This window comes from Leucobacter iarius, from assembly GCF_039530105.1.
Taxonomy (GTDB): domain Bacteria; phylum Actinomycetota; class Actinomycetes; order Actinomycetales; family Microbacteriaceae; genus Leucobacter; species Leucobacter iarius.
This window is the reverse complement of record NZ_BAAAOB010000002.1, coordinates 117,261-137,416: the sequence shown is the minus strand read 5'-3', so window position 1 is coordinate 137,416 and position 20,156 is coordinate 117,261. Positions and strand designations below refer to the sequence as shown.

The following is a 20,156-nucleotide window of genomic DNA, read 5'->3' as shown; positions in this document are numbered from 1 at the left end:
CGTGCACGCCGAGGTCCACGGCGAGGGCACTCCGGTGCTGTTCCTGCACGGTGCGGGCGTCGCCGGGTGGATCTGGCGGCAGGCGGCCTCCGAAGTGCGCGACGCGCGCGACGGTCTGCAGACGATCGCGGTGGATCTTCCGGGGTTCGGCCGCTCGGCGGAATCGACGTACCCGGGCGCCGACGCGACGGTCGCCGAGCTCTCCGAGCTGATCCGCGATCGGGGCCCCGCCGTGGTGGTGGGCTTCTCGCTCGGATCGCAGCTCGCGCTGCGCCTCGCGTCGCTCGCTCCCGATCTCGTGCGCGGGCTCGTCTGGATCAGCGGCGAGACGCGTCCGACGCCGTTCCCCTGGGTCACCGGTGTCGGCGCGGGCGCCGCTGCCGCCCTCGGCCGGGTGCCGGCGCTGGCGAGCCGTCAGGCGACGCAGGCCGGGGTGCCCGTCCCGCTGCGTTCGGAGTACCTCTCGGACCTGCGATCCATGCGCGTCGACTCGGTGCGCCGCAGCGTCGATGAGAATCAGCGCTTCCGCGCGCCCGTCACCATCGATCGGTACCACGGACCCGCCGTCGCGCTCGCCGGATCCCTCGAGCGCCGGATCGTCCGGGAGTCCGCCGACCGCCTGCCGGAGCTCATTCCGGGCGCCGCGGTCGAAGTGGTGGCCGGCGCCAAGCACCACATCCCGTACCGGTTCCCCGAGCGGGTCGCGGCCGCGACGCTCGGCGTGCTCGACGCGGATCGCTAGCGGCGGTCGCCCCGTCGTCCCCCGAGGCGGAACTCATCGGGTACGCGCGGCCCGCCGTCGAGCTCGTCGGCGACGAGCGCACCCAGCAGCGGCGCGAACTTCGCGCCGTGCCCCGAGCACGCCGAGAGGATCGTGATGCCGTCGTCGCCGTCGATCACGAAGTCCTCGCTCGGCGTCATGGTGAAGAGGCAGGTCGTCTCGGCGTAGGGCTCGGGATCGAGGCCGGGGTAGTCGGACACGATCCGTTCGATCATGGCGCGGCGGGAGGCATCGGAGATCCGACCGTCCTGCTCGGCCGCCGACGCCAGCGGCCGGCCCGCGTGGTATTCGGCGATCTTGAGCCCGCGGAAGCCGGCGTCTCGTCCGCCCGGCAGCGCGTAGCTGCGCGAGGATCGATCCTGCCGGATCACCGTCGGCCAGTTCGCGCCGGCGAACGCGCTCGCGTATGGGAAGTGGAAGGCCTCCTCCTGCGTGACCTCGAACGCCGGCAGGGCTGCGCGGAACGCATCGCTCAGCGGCAGCTTCGGCAGCAGCTCGGGCAGCCACCCGCCGGCCGCGATCACGATCCGGGCGGCGTGCACCGACTCCCCAGCCCCGTCGTGCACCAGATACCCGTCGCCGACGCGCTCGACCGCGTCGACGGTCCAGTCGGTGCGGAGCTCCGCCCCATGGCTCTGCGCCGCACCGACCATCGCCCCCACGGTGCCTTCCGCGTCCAGCACACCCGCGTCGGGCTGATGCAGCACCCGGGTGTCGAAGCGGAACTGCGGCCAGCGCTCCCGGGCGGCTTCGGCTTCGAGCACCTCGTGCGGGATCCCCCGCTGCTCGAGCACGCGCGCGAGCGCGGCGGCCGGCACGAGGTCCCCGTGGTCGAGCCCGCCGGTGCGCGTGATGAGCGGTTCGCCGCAGATCGCCGAGAGCTCCTCCCAGAGCGGTGCGGCGCGCTGCACGAGGCCGGTGTAGAGCGGGTTCGCGTAGGGATAGCGGAAGATGCGCGCCGAGCCGTGCGAACTCCCCCGAGCGGAGGCCGGGCGATCCCGTTCGAGCAGCAGCACCTCGTGTCCTCGGCGCGCGAGGTGCCAGGCGGTCGAAGCACCGGCGATACCCGCGCCGATGACGAGGTGGGAGACGGAGTCCATGCCGACAGTCTGCCAGAGTGCTCACGGACGCCGAGGGGGCGAAACGACTCCTCGGTCGCTTCGCCCCCTCGGTGAGCGGCACTCGCGCGATCAGTCCCGCACGTCGGCGGGACCGCCGTCGGAGCGCGGCCCCGATCCGGCGGAGCCACCGGATCCACCGGACCCACCGGACACGTTCGCGGCGCTGCTGCCCGCGGCCTCCGACGCGGTCAGCTCGCGCAGCTCCGCCTCGAGCGCCTCGGCCTCGGCGCCGCCGACGGCCTCACCGCGCGCGACCATGCCCGACTGATCCGACAGCGGGATCTGCTTGAGGAACAGCGCCAGCACGAACGAGGCCAGGATGAACGGCAGCACGTACCAGAACACCGGCGCGAGCGAGTCGGCGTAGGCGTTCACGATCCCGTCACGGATCGGCTCGGGCAGCTCGCTCATGCGCTGCGGGTCGAGCGTCGCGGTGGCCTGGCCGGGATCGGCGACCCCTGCGCCCGCGAACACCTTGCCCAGCTGCTCGCTGAGCCGCGAGGTGAACAGCGCACCGAAGATCGCGACGCCGAGCGACGCACCGACCTCGCGGAAGTAGTTGTTCGTGCTCGTCGCCGTGCCGATCACCTCGGGCGGAACCGAGTTCTGCGCCACCAGCACGATCACCTGCATGATCAGGCCGAGACCCGCACCGAAGAAGAACAGGTAGACGCAGATCAGCCAGATGGGGGTGTCCGCCGAGAGCGACGTCATCGCGACCATCGCCGCCGCCGTCACGAGCGTGCCCACGATCGGATAGATCTTGTACTTGCCGGTCTTGGTGATCACGATGCCCGAGGCGATCGAGGTGCCCATCATGCCCACCATCATCGGGATCATGAGCAGGCCGGAGGCCGCGGCCGACGTGCCCGACGACATCTGGAGGAAGGTCGGCACGAACGCGATCGCCGAGAACATGCCGATGCCGAGCGTCAGCCCGATCGCCGTGGTGTTGATGAAGATCGGGTTGCGGAAGAGCGACAGCGGGATGATCGGATCCTCGGCCTTCGACTCGACCCACACGAACAGGCACGCGGCGACCAGCAGGCCGGCGCCCCACATCCAGGTCTCGGGGGCGTCCCAGCCGTGCAGCTTGGCGTTGCCGCCGAAGTCGGTGAAGAAGATGAGGCAGACGGTCGCCGCCGAGAGCAGCATGACGCCGAGCACGTCGATCTTCTTCTCGGCCTTCTTGTTGGGCAGCGTGAGGGTGAACCAGGCGATGGCGAACGCCGCGATGCCGACCGGGATGTTGATGTAGAACGCCCACTCCCAGGTGAGGTGGTCGACGAAGTACCCGCCGAGCAGCGGGCCGGCTACCGCGGAGATGCCGAAGATGGCGCCGAGCGGGCCCATGTACTTGCCGCGCTCGGACGCGGGCACGATGTCGGCGATGATCGCCTGCGAGAGGATCATCAACCCGCCGCCGCCGAGACCCTGGATGGCGCGGAAGACGACGAACATCCAGAAGTCGGTCGCGAAAGCGGCGCCGACGGACGCGAGCGTGAAGAGCGCGATCGCGATGAGGAAGAGGTTGCGGCGGCCCAGCACGTCGCCGAACTTGCCGTAGATCGGCATCACGATGGTCGTGGCGAGCAGGTAGGCGGTCGTGATCCACGCCTGGTGCTCGACGCCGCCGAGCTTGCCGACGATCGTGGGCATCGCCGTCGAGACGATGGTCTGGTCGAGGCTGGACAGCATCATGCCGGCGATGAGCGCCGAGAAGATGATCCAGATGCGCTTCTGGGTCAGGAGGAGCGGCGCGTCAGCGGTGGCCGAACGGCCGGAGGCTGCGCGAGCGGGGGAACTCATGCGGATCCTTACTGTGTGTGGAGGGGGGATGTGGTGTCGGTGAGGTGGGGAGTTCGCGGGTGCGCAGGGGTGCGCAGAGGCACGCCGATGGCGCGGGGCGTCGTCGCCGTGCGGAGCGGGAACGTCCGCGGGGTGGGTGTCGGGTGCGCGCAGGCGAGGTCAGTCGTTCGAGGAAGCGTCGCCTGCCGGAGCGTCGGGATCCCGGAAGAGCCTGCGGGCCTGGGCCAGCGTCTCCTCCATCACCCCGCGCATGCTCACGGGCTCGGCGCCCGACCCGACGGTCGCGAAGTAGTGGCTGATCGCGGCGTGCGCGATCGGCATGAGCGACATCAGTGCGAGCTGCACCCTCGGATCTTCGGGTTCGAGTCCCTCGCGCTGCGCGATGAGGGCGCGGACCATCTCGTGCTGCGCCTTGTTCTCGCGGATCAGGCGCGTCATGAACTCGGGTTCCTTCTCGAGCAGGGCGTGCATGTCGGTGAGGCTGCCCGTGATCTGCAGCATCTCGTCGAAGCTGCGCCAGGCGACCTCGACCAGATCGTTCAGCAGGGCGGGCCCGAGTTCGGCGTCACCGGTGCCGCGGGCGACGAACCACTCGGCGAGCTCGGCGCTGATGGCGTCGCTGGGACGCCCGATGATCGCGTCCTCCTTCGTGTGGAAGTAGTTGAAGAAGGTGCGACGCGAGATGCCGACGATCTCGCACAGCTCCTCGACCGTGAAGCCGTTCATTCCGTGCTTCGCGGTGAGGCGTCGGGCGTTCTCGGTGAGGCTCAGGCGCGTGTGGCGCATGCGCCGTTCGCGCGAAGATTCTGCACTCTTGGTCACAGAGTGCAATTATGCACCATTCGCCTGAGAGTGCAAGTTTGCTTCGGGGTCCCTGGGTCCCGGCGTCCCGGGGTCCCTGGTTCCCGGTTTCTCGAGCCGGCGCAGGGGCCGAGGACCCGGAGACGCGAGGAGGCCCCGACCCGCGTGTGCGGATCGGGGCCTCCTCGTGAGCGCGGCTCAGACTCGCTTGAGCTCGACCGTGACGGTGTTGCCCATCGCGCTCGCCTCGTAGGAGAGCACGCCGTCCCAGTAGGTGATCTTCTTGATCGGCTCGCTCGAAGCCAGCATGGCGCCGGCGGTCTTGCCGGCGTCGTTCTTCGAGTCCCAGGCGAAGGACTGGCTGGCGTCCTGCGGCACCTCGAGCGATCCCGCCCAGTACAGGCTCTTCGTGCTGCCACCGTTGGTGACCCAGTTGATCTCGATCGTCGAGCCGGCGATGGTCGCGACCTGGTACATCTCCGCGCTCTGCGAATTGCTCTGCTTCCACTCCCCCGACAGATCGACCGGCTTCGGAGCCTCGGTCTTCGTCGGAGTCGGGCTCTCGCTCGGGCTCGGGTTCGCCTCGCTCTTCTGCGAGGTGGTGGCGGGCGTATCGGTGGGTGCGGATCCCGCGACCGAACGCGAGCAGTGCGGCGACGGCAGTGGTGACGGCGAGGGTCTTGGGCGAGAACGACACGGAGGCTCCAAATGGAAGTCGAGGGCGGGATGAACCCGGACGAGCGAATCGATATCACTGTATCGGGTCAGGAAATGCGGCGAGGATCGCTGCGGTTCCGCGCTGCGAGCTGCGCGTTGTAGCGTTCGAGCTCCGCATCCTCCTCCGCCTCCCGGTGCCGAGCCGAACGCATCTCGCTCCTGCGCCACTTCGACAGGGTCACGATCAGCACGATGAGCAGCGGGAGTTCTCCGTACGACCACGCGAGCCCGCCGGCGATCGCCTGGTCGAGCGGGCGCGGGATCCCCCAGCCGGCCGGATCGTCGGCGTAAGCGCGGAACAGCGGTGCGGTGCTCAGCAGCATCACGAGCCCGAACACCGCGTGGATCTGGATCTCGATCACGACGTCGGCGAGCCGAGCCCCGTACGAGGGTGCGCGCGGCAGCGGGTCGAGCGACCAGAGGGGCGCCGCGGCGATGATGCCGAGCAGGAGGAACAGGGCGAGCAGCACCCCGTGGCCACCCGGGATCGCGAGGATCGCACTCACCGCATCCGTGAAGTAGAGCGCCGGGAACGCGAGGGCGGCGATGACGATGGCGGCCGCGGGGTGCAGGAGCATCCTCGCGAAGGACGAACGGGCGCCGCCGATCGCCCCGCGCAGGATCGGCCGACCGATCCCGCGGTGCGGGACCGCGCGCAGCAGCAGTCTGCCCGGGCTGCCCATGAGCAGCAGGGGCGGCGCGACGACCATCAGGGTGATCTGCTGGAACAGCAGCGCGGACACGAGCGTCTCGGCCTGCGCGTTGACGCCGAGCCCGGTGGCGCCGAACCAGAGCGCGCAGCCGAGCGCGAAGGACAGCGCGCGGACCGGCGACCAGCGCCTCCCCCTGCGCCACAGGGAGATCGCGCCGGTCAAGTAGGCCGCGCAGATGATCAGCGCGACCCAGGCGAGCGGCGAGGCGCGGAGCGGGTCGAGGACGAACAGGTCGGCGAGGCCGAACGGTCCAGGTTCGATCGGGCTGGTGACTGGGCGGGCGGGCATGGCTGCTCCTCGGTCGATGCGTCTCGGGGCGCGCGTCCGTGCTCCCCTGCTCCGGCGCATCGGAGGTCGTCGAGGGGGGCGCGGTGCGCAGCGCGCTGCACGCGTCGGGCGAGCAGCGGCGGGGAACCGAGAGGAATCAGGTTCGACTGATGGCGAGGACCGCCGGCGAGGTGCGGAGTGCGGGCGGCCAGGTCGGCCGGCGGCGAGCATGTGGCCGGGTGCTGCCGGCGGTGAACCGTGCGAGAAGTCGGCGGCCAGATGCGAGCAGCAGGACGGCGGTCAGCAGCAGGGCGAGGACGCACGCCGCGATCAGGTCGGCATGTTCGCCGCCCTGCGGCGAGAGCAGGGCTCTCGGGGCCGCAACGGGGACGTCCGCTGGGGAGGCCGGCGCCGGTGCCACTGCGGAGGATCCGAGGACGTCGCTCGCCGCAGCCGCTGCTGCGGGCGCGGATCCGTGGTTCGCCGGGTCGGCGAGCGGCAGGGAGTGCATGCCGATGAGCCCGAGGAGGATCGCGCCGACGGCGAGGAACCTGCCGAGGCTCCCCCGCAGTGCCCGCTCATACCCCTTGCTCACCCGGGTCACGCTAGCAGTCCATGCAGAGCGGTGGCCGGGCGGGTTGTTCAGCTCGGCGGCGGCGGGCAGCCGAACCGTTCAGCGCAGGAACAGGATCCAGAGCGGCAGGCTGACGATCAGCCCGGCGACGAACGCGATGATGACCGCGAGGCCGCCCTGCCGCAGGAAGCGGCCCGGCACGCGCACCGTCGCCCACCGGGGATCGGCGGCGATCGCGGCCAGCACCGCCGCGTCGACGCGATCGTCAAGCACGGCGACATCCGGGTTCGTGGGGTCGAGCACGACCGACGCGGGAGCGTTCCGCTGAATCCCGTAGCGGGTGGGGAGCAGCACGTAGGCCGTGCGCGGCGGGCCGCTGTTCGGCAGGACCTTCACGAGCGCGAGGCGAGCGGATTCCGGGGACGCCGGGAAACGCATCGTCGCTGCGAGGCGCTGCTCCCGGCCGAACACCTGTCCGATCCGCGCGGGGGCCGTCTCCCCCGGAGCCGCGCCGGTGGCGAGGAGTTGCGAGCGCTGCGCGATGAGGGTCACCAGGCGATCGATCATGCGCAGACCGATACCGAGGTTCACGAAGATCACGATGAGGAGCGTCGGCAGCACGATCAGTTGCGGCGTGATGCCCCTCGGGTGGAATCCCTCGGCCGCGAGGACGATCGACTGCGCGATCATCAGCCCGAACAGCGCGCCGAGGATGGCCCCGGCCGCGATCCCGAAATTGCGCTGCAGAGACCAGTCCATGCCCTCAGTATGCAGTATCCCGGTACGCTGTGGCGATTGCGGCCGGGATGCCGGCGTCTGCGTGCCTCACCCGCGGTTGGATCGGCATTCGCCGACGGCCTATGCCTCGGCTGAACCCGGCTGCGGGAGGCGCTCTGCGATCTCGCGTGCGACGGCGGCCGCGGGTTTCGCGGTCGTATCGATGACGGTCGCCTGCTCGTGCAGCCAGGAGTGTGCAGCGGCGACGTAGGGACGGACGTGATCGTGCCGGAAGGTCGACGGTCCCATGTCGGCGTCGTCATCGATGCGGCGCCGCAGCGTAGTCTCGTCCGCGTGCAGGACGAAGTGGTGAACGGTGATCTCGTGCCGCTGGAGGTCGGCAGTGATCTCCTGCCAGTACTGTTCGGTGAGCACGGTCATCGGGATGATGAGGGTTCCGCCCACGTAGTCGAGGACCCGTCTGGCGGTTTCGGCGACGAGCGGTCTCCAGGGCGGCCAGTGCTGGAAGTTGCCCGTCTCGGGCAGGGCGGGCTCGATGTCCATGAGCACCTCGCCGACCTTCTCGGCGTCGAAGATCCGGGACCGGGGCACCAGCGGTTGCAGGAGGCGACTGGTCGTCGTCTTCCCTGCCCCGTGCGTGCCGTTGAGCCAGATGATCACGATCCCCACAGTAACTCTGCCCGTCGCGGACGTCGTGCTCGCCTCTGGTTCGATCCAGGGATGGCTACGCTGATTCCGAAGCCGATGCCGTCGAACGAGGAGTCATGATGTGGAAAGTCGGACCGGTCCGATCCGCCCGAGAAGGGACCGCGTTCCGGAACGCGGACATCCTCGATGTGCAGCTCGTCGGCGAAACGGACCGGCCGCGCGCCGTCTCGGAGGCCACGTTTGCGGAGATCCGCGAAGCCTCGGACGCGCTGATCTCGGTGCGCGTGGATCCGCTGCGGTTCGATCCGGCGCAGATCGCCCGGCTCGTTCCCGACTTCCTCGAGTTCACTCCTGCGGATCCTGAGAAGCCGGGCCGGCTCGCGGAACAGCTGGCGGCGGTCGACTCGCTCGGTATCCCGTTGATCTGCACCGGCCTCACGATCGCCCGGGATGATCTGTCGCTGCTCGCCGACGAGTCCCACCTGCAGCGGCTGGTCGACGCCGGTGCGCGGTACGTTCAGATCGAGATCCAGTCGTTCGTGGATCCCGATTTTCGCATTCGTGCAGCCGCTCGAGAACAGACCGTGGATCTTCTCTCCCGATTCCCGATCCTCATCGCGGACTCCTGGACCGACCTGGGCACGCAGACCGGGATCGGCGAGGCCGGTCTCTTCTTCGATCTTCTCCAGGAGGGGATCACTCCGGCCGGCGTCGCGCGCCTGATGCGGGGCCGCTGACCGACGGATTTCCGAGCACGCAAAGATGCCCGGCCAAGAAACGATTCCTGACCGGGCACTATTCGAAGCGTGGTTGGTAGGGCGTGCGGGGCTTGAACCCGCGACCGACGGATTATGAGTCCCGCACGCCACGCTGACGGGATCCCGCACTCTGGTGGAACGGAATTATTCTTCGCCCGCATCTAGAGCCTGAAACCGCTGTCTACCCCCGCAATAGAATGCATCAAAAGGGTGCACAAGCAGTGCGCTAGCACTCAAACCGCAACTAGAAAGTTCGACCTCGGGAGTACAAGGGCGAGGCCTGGAACTCACACAATACGCCCCCGAACGAGCCGTCGGGGACCAGGACGACGCGCAGATGCGGGTGAGACACCACCGCCATCGCGGGTGAGACCCGGATCTGCTCTACCGAGGACGTCTGCGAGGACGAGATCCTATTGAACGTCGCCCCGGCTCGTTGAAACCGAAGCCCCGGTCCGGGAACTCTACACGCCTCAGCACGCCGGCCTTCCGCTTGTCGATCGCTTAGATCTTTCCGGCCAGTTCCGCGTACTGCTCGGCAAACTTCGCAATGCGCCCCGCTTTCCACCGGTTCGCGGTATTCGTCCGGATCCGCATGTTGCGCCCGTCGATGCCCTGCAACCGGTTGCGCATCGTCAACTCGTCGGCAGGCTTCGCGGAGCCGTTTGCGAGTGCACGGGCATACTCCATGCGCAGCGATTTGAGCTGCTGCTCAAGATCAGTGATGCAGTCGCGCATGTTCTCGCGCGTCGCAGATGGTGCTGTTGCAATAGGTCGCAGCCCGCAAGTCACCCCGGAGCGCGATAGCGGACTCCTCCTCGAGTTAGGAGAGCCGGGCGATCCAGGCATCCAAGCCAAGCTGCGCTCTTCATCCGGCTGACGTCGGTGCACTCCGCAAAGAGGCGTGCGCAACCGCGTCGAGATCGACGAGCGTCAGCAGCGCGCGCTTCTGCTCGCGACCGCGCAGCCGTGTGAGCGCCACCGAATCGAACGCGATCCGGTCGAGCATCACTTGCGGCGACCTGTGCTCGGAGCCCTCCTTCGACTCGGCCCTCACTGCGGCAGTGCGGTTGCACCAAGTCCTCGTCACCATCACCTTGCCGGGGTCAAGTCTGACTCGCGCTGACTCAGCGCCGTCGCGGATCGACTTCGCCGCCTTGTTGCCATCGTGGCCACCGAACACCACCCTTATCGCGCTGAGCGCGGACGACTTACCCTGCCCGTTTTTCGCCGAGATGACCGTCGAACCGGACTTGTCAGGTTCGATGCGGCCTGCGCGGATGCGCTTGAAACTCTCGACCTCGAGACTGATATCACGCACGCCTTCTCTTTCATGAGGCGGTAATATGCCAGGCCGGGCCGCCCGGCCTTCGTGCCCGTGCGCCGACCTGCGAGCGTACGTATGGCCTTCCCTTCGGGCATGCAGTAGCTCAGGCCCCTCTTTCTTGCGGGGCTGAGATGCTGCGGACTGGTTAGAGTCGTGGGATGGACGCGTGGACACTCATAGGTGCCGTAGCTGCGGTGGTTTCCGCAATCGGTGTAGCGATTCAGCTTACGATTACTGCCATGACGCGGCGCCACGGAACAGTGGGGGTAACCATCACTCCACTCCCCAGTTCACGTGACGAGCAGAGAACCTTCATGGTCGTCTTGCGGCCAATGGGAGCTACTGTTTGCAGCGACATCAGGATCACGGGCAACCCGTTAATAACGATCGATGACGAAGCGCCTGTGGCACATCTCGATGCGAGCTCTGAGCCACTAGCAAGAGTCCTTACTTTTCCGGCTTGCCGAACCGAGCAGCTTCCCTATGAGCCAAGGGTTGTGTGTTCCTGGCTCTCGCACACCGGGCTCCGTCCACGACCGCGTGGCCTCCTCATACTGCCGGAATCTCAGCGAGTTTTTGATCTTCGCCGATCCGCGATCTTTCTGTGGCATCACTTCTGGCTAGAACGAAAGCCCGTTCGTCTTCCACTAATCGTTAAATCCACCGCGAATACTACGCAGCCTTTGCGCGTCGTAGATAGATCATGATCCAGTGCAATACGCCACCCTCCGGATCATCTTCTCAGATTTCGTGTACTTCCATTGAGACCCCAGGCAGGGCCCTCGGCGGGACTCGAACCAGATTCTCCAGCTAAACACTGGACTATGCCGTTGAGCTACTCGACCGCCGAGCGTGGTGCAGCCGCTCCGATGTGACTCGCTAGAGTGTTTATGTGGGCACCTGTGAAGATCTCGTTTGTTGGATGAACCAGAACGACGGCTTCATCGTCGGAATCGGCACCCTGGTCAGTGCGATATTCGCCGCGACAGCTGCGATCGTTGCTTGGGTTGCGCTTGAGCGATCCAAGCAACGTCTCTCTCCGCGCTTGTACCTTGCGGCTGGGAGCGTCGCTGACCGAGTCGACTTCCAGGTCACGAACCTCGGCCTTGCACCGCCTGTGATGCTTTTTCATCATGTTTCGACTGACGGCGAGCCCCAACAAGGCGCGAAGTCAAGTTTGGATGTCCCGCAGCCCGGCGAAACGGTATCGTTCCCAGTACCCATTTCTATGGCTGAGGTGGGCATCTGGATTGAAATCTCGTGGATAGATCAAAATGGCCGCACGAAGACCTTCAAGCGTTGGTACCAGCTGGAGGAAGAACCAGATGGCGCATGGATCCGAAGAACCGACCTAGTGCTGCCAGGGAAGATACAAACACCGCTCGGTCATGCCCGGAGGTTCGATAGAAGACGACCGGGCCAAATCCATCGGATCCAACATTGGACATCCCAAATAAGATCTCGCTTGGCCGCGTGGATCGCGCCCTAAACGCCCCGGCGCAACCTCCACCATGCATTCACCCCGAGAAGTCGCTCTACGAGCTTTATCCTTCCAGTTCAGTAGCCACATTCCTTCTTTGCTGTAGCCGAGCCAGGGTCGGAACTGTGGCGTTGGATGGATGCCAATTGCCTCGAGGGAAGTAGGATCGTGTGTATGGAAGTTGCCGCTGCTGTACGTGCGATCGAGTCGACTGTCATCGCTTCTCAGGGTGCGATCGCGAGGTATTTCGATGGTCCGATCGCGAACGCACAGCTCCGCGCCGAGCTCGAGGGAATCTGGCAAGCACTCAAGGTCATCTCGTCCGCGATCGACGCTGACGGAGTGAACGTTCGAGGCCCTATCTATCTCCCATCACGGGAGACCTTGGAAGGAATCGTTGCGCGAGCCGCTCAACTTGCCGCGGAGGAAGCAGCCTCCCGGACCAGCAAGCGCCGCAAGAAATAGCCATCGCGTCACGCCAGCACCAAAAGACACATTCCTTACAGCTGCCTTGTCGCGACCGTGCCTTCGGGATGGATCTTCAAGGTGTGCAACGCTTCACCCTTAAACCGAGGAAATTCGTGGACTGATGCCAGAGTGGCGTAGCGCGTGTTGCCCACGTATGCGCTGTACTGCGTTTGCGGCGCCTTTCGACCCTCCGTGTCCGCTCATCGGGACGAGCGATCCGCAAAGATCCAACGCCGCTTTAGCAGATCCGTGCGCGGCTCACTAGAGGCCATCCCGAGCGGCTTCGCCATTCAGGAGCCTCAGCTAGGGCTCGCGTCGAAGAAGACCAGGTTCGAACCAGTCGGGGTCCGGGAGCGACCCCGAACAGGCTGTCTTGGCCTTCAGGAGTAGTAGGGCGTGCGGGGCTTGAACCCGCGACCGACGGATTATGAGTCCGCTGCTCTAACCGGCTGAGCTAACGCCCCTGGGCAACTCCCCCAGTCTATGACCCCGCCGAGGATCTCCTGGCCGCGGCCGCCGCGCGGCGCGCGCGAAACACGCGGATTCTGGGATCCAGGAAGCGCCACGCGAAGAGCAGCACGATGACGGCGAACAGCAGCATGGCGATCGCCCCGTCCGAGGTCGACAGGAACCCCGTGAGCATCGGATGCTCGGCGCGCGTCGCCGCGTCGAACTCCCACCAGTGGTCCTGGCCGCGCACCGAAGCACCCATCGAACGCGGGGTACCGCCGAGCTGCTGTCCGAGCCACGGGCGCACCACCGCGTTGAGCAGGACCCCGACGACGAGCGGCAGCACGAGGGCCATCATGAAGCTCGGCGGGCGCACACGGAAACGGGACTCGGTCACCCGACGATCCTACGACCGCCGGCTGCGGGCGGCGCGCAGGCGGCCTCCCTGCCAGACTGGAGCGATGCCGCACCGCCTGTTCGACGCACCCGCGCTCGAGGTCGCGCCGCGCCTGCTCGGCACCCGCGTCTCGGTGCACCACCCGGACGGCACCGTCACGATCCGCATCACCGAGGTCGAGGCTTACCACGGCGTCGGGGTCCCCGGCCCCTACGACGCGGGCTCGCACTCGAAGGATCGCCGCACCGAACGAAACGCCTCGATGTTCGGCCCGCCGGGCCACGCCTACGTCTACTTCAGCTACGGCATGCACTTCGCGCTGAACCTGGTCTGCTCGCCCGAAGGATCCGCCTCGGGCGTCCTGCTCCGCGCTGGCGAGGTCGTCGCGGGCGAGGCGCTGGCGCGATCCTTCCGCGCGCGGAAGCGCGGCATCCCCGCCCCGGGTGGATCAGACGCATCGGGCACCCCGGGCGCACCGGAGATCCCGCACCGCGCCCTGGCCCGCGGCCCCGGCAACCTCGCGGCCGCGCTCGGCGTGACCCGCCAGGCGCACGACGGCCGCGACCTCCTCACCACCCCGTTCGCGTTCGAGCCGGCGCCGATGCTCGCCACCGAGATCGCGCGGGGACCGCGCGTCGGTGTGGCGGGCGAAGCGGGCGGTCCCGCGTTCCCGTGGCGATTCTGGCTGCCGGGCGATCCGACGGTGTCGGCGTTCCGACCCGGCCGCGGGGCGCCGCGCGGCTGAGCACCGACAGGCCCGCAGCACCCGCCGAACGGCGTGCCCTACTCTCCCGGGGCGAGCAGCCCGCTCTCGTAGGCGAGGATCACGAGCTGCGCGCGATCGTGCGCGCCGACCTTGCTCATGATTCGGTTGACGTGCGTCTTCGCGGTGTGCGGCGAGATGAAGAGCTGCTCGGCGAGCTCCTGGTTGGATCGGCCGCGGGCGACGAGGAGGAGCACCTCGACCTCCCGCTCGGTGAGTCCCGAGAGCTCCGCGGGAACGCCGGCGGCGCGGAGGCCGGACGCGGGCATCACGTAGCGGCTGATGAGCGCCCGGGTCGCCACGGGCGAGAGCAGGGTGTCGCCGGCGTGCACCGCGCGCACCGCCCGGGCGATGTCGTCGGGCTCCGCACCCTTGCCGATGAAGCCGCTCGCGCCGGCGCGCAGCGCCGACACCACGTACTCCTCCTCCTCGAAGGTCGTGAGCACGAGCACCCGCATCTCGTCCGACCCGGGGTCCGCGCAGATCACCTCGGTCGCGCGGATCCCGTCGACCTCGGGCATGCGGATGTCCATGAGCACGACATCGGGGCGCAGCCGCGAGGCCTCCGCGATCGCCTCCCGACCGTCGGCGGCGGTGCCGATCACGTCGAGGTCGTCGTGCACCGCGAGAATGTCGGCCACCGCCTGCCGGATCAGAGGCTGATCGTCGACCACGAGCACGCGGATCATCGGACGCCCTCCTCGGGGATCGGGAGCACGGCGCTCAGGTGGAACACTCCGGCGATCCGTCCCGTGGTCACGGAGCCGCCGAGCGCGGCGACGCGCTCCCGGATCCCGACGAGCCCCAGACCCGCGGATGACGCCGGATCCTCCGCGACGCCCGCGCCGACCGGATTGGAGAGCTCGATGCGCAGCTCGTGCAGGTCGACGTCGAGCCGCAGCGCCGCCCGACGCTCCGACCCGTGCTTGAGCGCGTTGGTCAGACCCTCCTGCACCAGGCGGTACGCCGCCCGGTCGGTCGCGCCCGTGATCCGCGCGGGATCCCCGTCGACGCGGAGCTCGACCGCGAGGCCCGCCTCGCGCACCCCGGCCAGGAGCGACTCGAGCCGGTCCAGGCCGGGCTGCGGCGCGGTCCCGGGATCGCTCGTCTCGCCGGCGCGCAGGTAGTGCAGCAGCTCTCCGATCTCGCCGATGCCGCCGCGCGCGGCCTCCCGGATCGTGCTGAGCGCCTCACGGGCGCGCTCGGGCCGCTCCTCGAGCAGGCCGGCCGCGACGCCCGCGTTCAGGTTGATCACCGCCAGCTGGTGCGCCACGGTGTCGTGCAGCTCCCGCGCGATGCGCAGCCGCTCCTCGGCGACCCGCTGCAGCGCCTCGCTCTCCCGCGTCTCCTCCGCCCGCTCGGCGCGCTCAGTCATCGCCGCCAGGTACTCGCGTCGCGAACGGGCACTGTCGCCGAGGGCGGCCGCGATCGACAGCGCCGCACCGATCTGGAACACCCGGGGCGAGAACGAGGTCCAGTCGGTCACGGCGATGCTGAGCAGCAGGATCAGCCCGGTGGCGACGGCCGCCGCAATCAGCGCAAGTCGCCGAGGCGCCCGGTTCGCGAGCGTGAACGCGGCGATCGTGAGTCCGATCCCCGGCCCGATCGACGGCGACGACCCGAGCGCGGCGAGGAAGAACACCGCGAAGGTCGCGACGAAGACCGCGAGCGGCCAGCGCCGTCGGACGAACATGAGGCCGGCGGGGATCACGAGCAGCAGCACGCTCCAGAACTGATGCAGCGCGCTCGGCTCCCCCATCGGCGGCTCCGGCGGACGCCCCCAGGCGCCGGCGCCGGGCATGCCCCCGAACCCCATGCCCAGGCCGCTGCCCACCAGGATCCCGCCGCCCAGCAGCACGACGAGCGCGGCGGTCAGATCCGCCGCCCATCCGGGCCAGCGCTCGTGTTCCTCCGGCTCCGTCGCAGCCGCCCGTGCATCGCTCATGCCCCCAGTCTGCCCGCCTTCGCCCGAACGCGCGTCGCCCGAATGCGGCATCCGGGATACCGCGATCGCGGTACGGGGTGTACCCGCAGGGGTGACGCGCCTCCGGAGCCGAGTCGGAAGACTCGGAACAGTTCTCGATCGAAGGACGAAAGGACCCCCGATGTACTGGACCATGCTGCGGCGCGAGCTGCTCGGACGGAAACGGCAGACGATCATCGTCGCAGCCGGACTCGCGATCGCCATCGCGCTCGTCATCGTCGTGTCGGCGCTCTCCGCCGGCGTCAAACAGGCGCAGACCCGCGCGCTCGAGGGCGTTTACGGCGTCGGCACCGACCTCACCGTCACCGGCGCCGCCACCCAGCCCGGCCAGGGCGGCGGCCCGCGCTTCGAATTCGGCCAGAACGACGGCCAGAGCCAGGACGGCACCACGACGCTCGCGAAGTCGCGCCTGATGTCGAACCCGCGCCAGGGCACCCTCGATGCCAGCACCGTCACCGCGGTCGGCAAGCTCGACGGCGTCGCGAAGGCCACCGGAGCGCTCAGCCTCACCAACACCACCTTCACGGGCGAGATGCCCGACCGCTCCCAGTTGCAGTCGCAGGGCGGCGGCATGAGCGGACCGCCCGAGAGCGGCGCAGGAGGCGCGGGCGGCTCCGGCGGCAGCTCCTTCGGCATCGAGAGCTTCACCGTGCTCGGCATCGATCCCTCGGCCACGGGCGTCGGCCCGCTCTCGGCGACGAAGGTGAGCTCGGGCCGCGCGCTCGCCGCATCCGATGCCGGCCAGAAGGTCGCCGTGGTCGACTCCCGCTACGCGAAGACCGAGAGCATCGCGGTCGGCGACTCGGTCGAGGTCGGCGGCAGCACGGTCGAGGTGGTCGGCATCGTGGCATCGACCGGTGACGAGGCGGAGACCGCCGCGAACGTGTTCCTGCCCATCGACACGGCGCGCACCCTCGCGGGCGTGAAGGACGTCGTCTCGACGGTGTACGTGAGCGCCGACTCCGCGAGCGGCATCGACGCCCTGCAGCAGAAGATCGAGAAGCAGGTCCCGGACGCCACCGTGAGCTCGCAGGCGGATCTCGCCGCGCAGGTCTCGGGATCCCTCTCGAGCGCCTCCTCGCTGATCACGAATCTCGGAACCTGGCTCTCGATCATCGTCCTCGCGGTCGCCCTGGTCATCGCCATGCTGCTGACCAGCTCGGGCGTCTCTCGGCGCACCCGGGAGTTCGGCACGCTGAAGGCCATCGGCTGGTCGAACCGGCGCGTGGTCGGACAGCTCGCCGGCGAATCCGGCGTCCAGGCCCTGATCGGTGGCGTCGTGGGTCTCGTGCTCGGCTTGGGCACGGTCGGGATCATCAACCTGATCGCCCCGAAGATCGGCGGCGGCTCCACGGCCACCGCGGGTCGCGCGGCGGCCGAGGGCGCGATGCCCGGCGGCGGGAGCGGGGGCGGAATGCCCGGCGGCTTCGGACGCGCGGCGCAGCAGGCGACCGAGATCGTGCTGCACGCTCCCGTGACGCCCTGGATCGTGGCGGCCGCGATCCTGCTCGCCCTGCTGGGCGGTCTGGTCGCCGGCAGCTTCGGGGCCTGGCGCGCCGCACGGCTCAGCCCGGTCGAGGCGCTGAGAGCCGTCGCATGAGCCCCCTCGACGCGGCGCAGCCGGATCCCCGGCTCACCACCGATTCAGAACGGAACGAGACGCAGATGAACCCCACGGCCCAGGCGGTCCCCGAGACCGCCGTCTCCCCCGAACCCACGCCCGCGGCCCGGTCGCGCATCGAACCGATCTACGTGCTGGAGGGCGTCACCAAGAGCTACCGCATGCAGGGGCGCACCCTCACCCCGCTCACCGGAGTGGACATCAGCATCATGCCCGGCGAGTTCGCGACGATCCAGGGCCCCACCGGCGGCGGCAAGTCGACGCTGCTGCAGCTGCTCGGCGCGCTCGACCGGCCGAGCAGCGGGGTGCTCCGGCTGGACGGCATCGACCTCGCCGCGGCGCGCGACGGGGTGCTCACCCGGATGCGCGCCGCACAGATCGGCTTCGTGTTCCAGTCGTTCAACCTGATCCCCACGCTCACCGCCAACGAGAACGTGAACGTGGCGCTCGAGGGACGCGGCATGACCGCGTCCACCCGGACCGAGCGCGTCGCCGAGGCGCTCGCGAAGGTCGGGCTGGCGGATCGCGGCGGCCACCGCCCGAGCGAGCTGTCGGGCGGGCAGCAGCAGCGCGTCGCGATCGCGCGCGCCATCGTCGCGGGACCCAAGGTGCTGCTCGCCGACGAGCCGACGGGCAACCTCGACGAGTCGATGCGCGACGAGATCCTCGAACTGCTGGAGGGGCTGAACCGCGAGGGCCTCACCATCGTCGCGGTCACCCACGACTCCGCGGTCGCGAAGCGGGCGCACCGGCGGCTCCGCCTCGACGGCGGCCGCCTGCACGAGGTGCGGCGCTAGTCGCGGCTCGGGGCGGTGCCCGGCTCGGCCTGGGAGCCGACGCCGGGCGCTGCCTCGTCGAGCACGTTCGCACCGTTCTGCGGGTGGAAGCGGGCCAGCATGATCACACCCGCGACCGCGATGAGGCCGCCGATCACGAAGCCGAGGATCTGGAGTCCGTTCGCGCCGGACGCCTCACCGAGCACGAGGATGCCGATGAGCACCGCGACGAGCGGGTCGATGACCGTGAGCCCGGCCACCACGAGGTCGGGCGGGCCCGAGGAGTAGGCGTTCTGCACGAACACCATGCCGAGCAGGGCGCCGAGCACGAGCAGCGCCGCGCAGGCCCAGGTGAGCCATTCCACGTCGCCCTGCTGGAAGCGGACGATGATGGTCTTCGCGAGCGTCGCGACGAAGCCGTAGAGCACGCCGGCGCCGACGATGTAGAGCAGCGCGATCCGCTTGTGCCGCAGGGTGAGGAACGCGACGACCGCGAGCACGAGCACGACCGCGTAGGTGATCAGGATCACGAGCAGCTTGTCGTTGCCGATCGGCCGTTCGACCGCCGCGAAGGCGGCGACGGTGACGTAGGTGACGATGCCGCCGACGCACATGGCGATCGCGGTCTTCGCCCGCTTGCCGAGTCGGACCCCCGAGAGACGGGAGTTGAGGATCGAGGTGATCACCAGGCCGACGACGCCGATGGGCTGCACGACGATGATCGGGGCGACCGTCAGCGACAGCAGCTGGAACACGACCGCGAGGCCGAGGCACAGCGTGCCGACGACCCAGGAGGGCCGCCGCATCAGGCTGAGCACGTGCCGGAAGGAGAGCCCGGATCCGGCGCTCTCGCCCGTGATCCGCTCGACCTTGTTGAGGCCCCGCGACTGGTACTGGGCGCCGAACGCGAGCAGGGCCGCGCCGACGAGCGCGGCGAGGATGCCGAGGAGCTGCTTGGGCGAGAACTCGACCTCGCTCGCGATCTCGGCGGTCTCGACCAGGAACGGCGCAGTGCCGACGGAGAGGAGGCTCGAGATCACTCCTCCAACCTACCCGTTCGCGGAGCGGGGTGTGCCGCGCATGATGTCGATGAGTCGCGCAGCGGCCCGCGGCACCTCGTCGTTGATGATGATCTCGTCGAACTCGTCGGCGGCGGCGAGCTCGACCTTGGCGGTCTCGAGCCGGCGCGCGCGCTCCTCGCTGTCCTCGGTCCCGCGCCCCACGAGGCGGTTGACCAGTTCGTCCCAGCTGGGCGGGGCGAGGAACACGAGGCGGGCGTCGGGCATCGAGGCGCGCACCTGGCGCGCGCCCTGCAGATCGATCTCGAGCAGCACGAGCTCGCCGCGCTCGGAGGCCTCCTGCACGGGACCGCGCGGCGTGCCGTAGCGGTACTTGTTGTGCACGGTCGCCCACTCGAGCAGCTCGCCCGCGGCGAGCATGCGGTCGAACTGCTCGTCGCTCGTGAAGAAGTAGTGCGTGCCGTCGACCTCGCCCGGGCGCGGGGCCCGGGTGGTCGCCGAGACCGAGAGGCTCACCTCCGGGTAGTGCTCGCGGATGTAGGTCGCCACGGTGCCCTTGCCGACCGCGGTCGGGCCGGCCAGCACGGTGAGCGGCGGGCGCGTGCCCGCCGCCTCGGCACCGACGCGCTCGCGGACGAAGCCCTCGAGCCGCTCGCGCTGCTGACGGCCGAGGCCGCCGAGGCGCTTGCGCTCCGAGATGCTGAGCTCCTCGAGGATCCGGCTGAGCTTCACCTGGCCGATCGCGGGGAACGAGAGCAGGAAGTCGGTGACGCGGAGCGACGCGGCCGGGGTCTCGGGGACCCGTGCCTGCTCGAGCACGCGCAGGGGCGACGCCTCGCCGCTGCGCAGCCGGCGCTTCACCTCGGCCCGCGCGCGCCGCGCGGCGACCGCCGCCCGGCTCGCAGCCGTCCGATCCACGTCGGGCATTGCCCGATCCGATGCCC

21 protein-coding genes and 1 tRNA gene are annotated in these 20,156 nt (G+C 69.1%); 6 read left to right on the top strand and 16 right to left on the bottom strand.

All coding sequences use genetic code 11. The annotated features are described in order from the left end of the window. Position 1: 1 nt before the first annotated feature. Positions 2-742, top strand: coding sequence for an alpha/beta fold hydrolase (locus tag ABD169_RS09860; protein WP_344031878.1), 741 nt, complete (start codon positions 2-4; stop codon positions 740-742). Here ABD169_RS09860 and ABD169_RS09855 read toward each other — a convergent pair. The 8 genes from ABD169_RS09855 to ABD169_RS09820 form a co-directional block, all read right to left on the bottom strand. Next, complete coding sequence (locus ABD169_RS09855) at positions 739-1,881, bottom strand: FAD-dependent oxidoreductase (protein ID WP_344031876.1); 1,143 nt, start codon at positions 1,879-1,881, stop codon at positions 739-741. The genes ABD169_RS09860 and ABD169_RS09855 overlap by 4 nt on opposite strands. Positions 1,882-1,971: 90 nt before the next feature. After that, on the bottom strand, positions 1,972-3,711 hold the full coding sequence (locus ABD169_RS09850) for an MDR family MFS transporter (protein ID WP_344031874.1): 1,740 nt from the start codon (positions 3,709-3,711) through the stop codon (positions 1,972-1,974). Positions 3,712-3,870: 159 nt separating this feature from the next. Continuing rightward, positions 3,871-4,533: a TetR/AcrR family transcriptional regulator gene (locus ABD169_RS09845; protein ID WP_344031872.1), complete on the bottom strand. Its 663-nt coding sequence runs from the start codon at positions 4,531-4,533 to the stop codon at positions 3,871-3,873. Positions 4,534-4,710: 177 nt separating this feature from the next. Further along, entirely contained in the window at positions 4,711-4,989 is a 279-nt protein-coding gene (locus tag ABD169_RS09840; protein ID WP_344031871.1) for a hypothetical protein, read from the bottom strand. A gap of 287 nt (positions 4,990-5,276) precedes the next feature. Next, positions 5,277-6,230 carry a cytochrome c oxidase assembly protein gene (locus ABD169_RS09835; protein ID WP_344031869.1) on the bottom strand — a complete coding sequence of 318 codons (954 nt, stop codon included), beginning with the start codon at positions 6,228-6,230 and terminating at the stop codon, positions 5,277-5,279. A gap of 136 nt (positions 6,231-6,366) precedes the next feature. Beyond that, positions 6,367-6,804 carry a hypothetical protein gene (locus ABD169_RS09830; RefSeq protein WP_344031867.1) on the bottom strand — a complete coding sequence of 146 codons (438 nt, stop codon included), beginning with the start codon at positions 6,802-6,804 and terminating at the stop codon, positions 6,367-6,369. 78 nt (positions 6,805-6,882) lie between these two features. Next, on the bottom strand, positions 6,883-7,542 hold the full coding sequence (locus ABD169_RS09825) for a hypothetical protein (RefSeq protein WP_344031865.1): 660 nt from the start codon (positions 7,540-7,542) through the stop codon (positions 6,883-6,885). Between the two features lie 99 nt (positions 7,543-7,641). Further along, positions 7,642-8,181 (bottom strand): AAA family ATPase, encoded by a 540-nt coding sequence (locus tag ABD169_RS09820; RefSeq protein ID WP_344031863.1) that lies wholly within the window; start codon positions 8,179-8,181, stop codon positions 7,642-7,644. A 104-nt stretch (positions 8,182-8,285) separates the two neighbouring features. On the opposite strand from ABD169_RS09820, the gene ABD169_RS09815 reads away from it, so the two are divergent. Beyond that, positions 8,286-8,906: a hypothetical protein gene (locus ABD169_RS09815; protein WP_344031861.1), complete on the top strand. Its 621-nt coding sequence runs from the start codon at positions 8,286-8,288 to the stop codon at positions 8,904-8,906. A gap of 525 nt (positions 8,907-9,431) precedes the next feature. Here ABD169_RS09815 and ABD169_RS09810 read toward each other — a convergent pair. Together ABD169_RS09810 and ABD169_RS09805 are read right to left on the bottom strand one after the other, a co-directional pair. Beyond that, positions 9,432-9,665 (bottom strand): hypothetical protein, encoded by a 234-nt coding sequence (locus ABD169_RS09810; RefSeq protein WP_344031859.1) that lies wholly within the window; start codon positions 9,663-9,665, stop codon positions 9,432-9,434. A gap of 130 nt (positions 9,666-9,795) precedes the next feature. Next, positions 9,796-10,248, bottom strand: a complete 453-nt coding sequence (locus tag ABD169_RS09805) for an AAA family ATPase (protein ID WP_344031857.1) — start codon at positions 10,246-10,248, stop codon at positions 9,796-9,798. 1,660 nt (positions 10,249-11,908) lie between these two features. Here ABD169_RS09805 and ABD169_RS09800 point away from each other — a divergent pair. Further along, a complete protein-coding gene (locus ABD169_RS09800; RefSeq protein WP_344031856.1) occupies positions 11,909-12,199 on the top strand; it encodes a hypothetical protein in 291 nt (96 codons plus the stop codon). A gap of 393 nt (positions 12,200-12,592) precedes the next feature. On the opposite strand, the gene ABD169_RS09795 is transcribed toward ABD169_RS09800, so the two are convergent. Both ABD169_RS09795 and ABD169_RS09790 read right to left on the bottom strand, forming a co-directional pair. Beyond that, positions 12,593-12,666: transfer RNA gene (locus ABD169_RS09795), tRNA-Ile, on the bottom strand. Positions 12,667-12,683: 17 nt separating this feature from the next. Continuing rightward, a complete protein-coding gene (locus ABD169_RS09790; protein ID WP_046456642.1) occupies positions 12,684-13,049 on the bottom strand; it encodes a hypothetical protein in 366 nt (121 codons plus the stop codon). 64 nt (positions 13,050-13,113) lie between these two features. Between ABD169_RS09790 and ABD169_RS09785 the strand changes: the two genes are divergently transcribed. After that, positions 13,114-13,794 (top strand): DNA-3-methyladenine glycosylase, encoded by a 681-nt coding sequence (locus ABD169_RS09785; RefSeq protein ID WP_344031854.1) that lies wholly within the window; start codon positions 13,114-13,116, stop codon positions 13,792-13,794. Between the two features lie 38 nt (positions 13,795-13,832). Here ABD169_RS09785 and ABD169_RS09780 read toward each other — a convergent pair whose 3' ends face one another. Next, the gene (locus ABD169_RS09780) at positions 13,833-14,501 is read right to left on the bottom strand and encodes a response regulator (protein WP_344031852.1); all 669 of its coding nucleotides are present in this window, start codon (positions 14,499-14,501) and stop codon (positions 13,833-13,835) included. Then, complete coding sequence (locus ABD169_RS09775) at positions 14,498-15,757, bottom strand: sensor histidine kinase (protein WP_344031851.1); 1,260 nt, start codon at positions 15,755-15,757, stop codon at positions 14,498-14,500. Before ABD169_RS09775 ends, ABD169_RS09780 begins: the two co-directional genes overlap by 4 nt. A 160-nt stretch (positions 15,758-15,917) precedes the next feature. Between ABD169_RS09775 and ABD169_RS09770 the strand changes: the two genes are divergently transcribed. Both ABD169_RS09770 and ABD169_RS09765 read left to right on the top strand, forming a co-directional pair. Beyond that, entirely contained in the window at positions 15,918-17,396 is a 1,479-nt protein-coding gene (locus ABD169_RS09770) for an ABC transporter permease (RefSeq protein WP_344031849.1), read from the top strand. Positions 17,397-17,542: 146 nt separating this feature from the next. After that, entirely contained in the window at positions 17,543-18,214 is a 672-nt protein-coding gene (locus tag ABD169_RS09765; RefSeq protein ID WP_046456756.1) for an ABC transporter ATP-binding protein, read from the top strand. Here the strand turns inward: ABD169_RS09765 and ABD169_RS09760 are convergent. Continuing rightward, the gene (locus ABD169_RS09760) at positions 18,211-19,233 is read right to left on the bottom strand and encodes a DMT family transporter (protein ID WP_344031845.1); all 1,023 of its coding nucleotides are present in this window, start codon (positions 19,231-19,233) and stop codon (positions 18,211-18,213) included. The genes ABD169_RS09765 and ABD169_RS09760 overlap by 4 nt on opposite strands. 9 nt (positions 19,234-19,242) lie before the next feature. After that, positions 19,243-20,139 (bottom strand): guanylate kinase, encoded by an 897-nt coding sequence (gmk, locus tag ABD169_RS09755; protein ID WP_231580910.1) that lies wholly within the window; start codon positions 20,137-20,139, stop codon positions 19,243-19,245. Between the last annotated feature and the right edge of the window lie 17 nt (positions 20,140-20,156).

What these genes read in the sequence shown, in the direction of transcription:
- ABD169_RS09855 (WP_344031876.1), bottom strand. Translation starts at nt 1,881, where the DNA reads ATGGACTCCGTCTCCCACCTCGTCATCGGCGCGGGTATCGCCGGTGCT.
- ABD169_RS09770 (WP_344031849.1), top strand. Translation starts at nt 15,918, where the DNA reads ATGTACTGGACCATGCTGCGGCGCGAGCTGCTCGGACGGAAACGGCAG.
- gmk (WP_231580910.1), bottom strand. Translation starts at nt 20,139, where the DNA reads ATGCCCGACGTGGATCGGACGGCTGCGAGCCGGGCGGCGGTCGCCGCG.
- ABD169_RS09800 (WP_344031856.1), top strand. Translation starts at nt 11,909, where the DNA reads ATGGAAGTTGCCGCTGCTGTACGTGCGATCGAGTCGACTGTCATCGCT.
- ABD169_RS09810 (WP_344031859.1), bottom strand. Translation starts at nt 9,665, where the DNA reads ATGCGCGACTGCATCACTGATCTTGAGCAGCAGCTCAAATCGCTGCGC.
- ABD169_RS09840 (WP_344031871.1), bottom strand. Translation starts at nt 4,989, where the DNA reads ATGTACCAGGTCGCGACCATCGCCGGCTCGACGATCGAGATCAACTGG.
- ABD169_RS09835 (WP_344031869.1), bottom strand. Translation starts at nt 6,230, where the DNA reads ATGCCCGCCCGCCCAGTCACCAGCCCGATCGAACCTGGACCGTTCGGC.
- ABD169_RS09825 (WP_344031865.1), bottom strand. Translation starts at nt 7,542, where the DNA reads ATGGACTGGTCTCTGCAGCGCAATTTCGGGATCGCGGCCGGGGCCATC.
- ABD169_RS09850 (WP_344031874.1), bottom strand. Translation starts at nt 3,711, where the DNA reads ATGAGTTCCCCCGCTCGCGCAGCCTCCGGCCGTTCGGCCACCGCTGAC.
- ABD169_RS09775 (WP_344031851.1), bottom strand. Translation starts at nt 15,757, where the DNA reads ATGAGCGATGCACGGGCGGCTGCGACGGAGCCGGAGGAACACGAGCGC.
- ABD169_RS09785 (WP_344031854.1), top strand. Translation starts at nt 13,114, where the DNA reads ATGCCGCACCGCCTGTTCGACGCACCCGCGCTCGAGGTCGCGCCGCGC.
- ABD169_RS09780 (WP_344031852.1), bottom strand. Translation starts at nt 14,501, where the DNA reads ATGATCCGCGTGCTCGTGGTCGACGATCAGCCTCTGATCCGGCAGGCG.
- ABD169_RS09815 (WP_344031861.1), top strand. Translation starts at nt 8,286, where the DNA reads ATGATGTGGAAAGTCGGACCGGTCCGATCCGCCCGAGAAGGGACCGCG.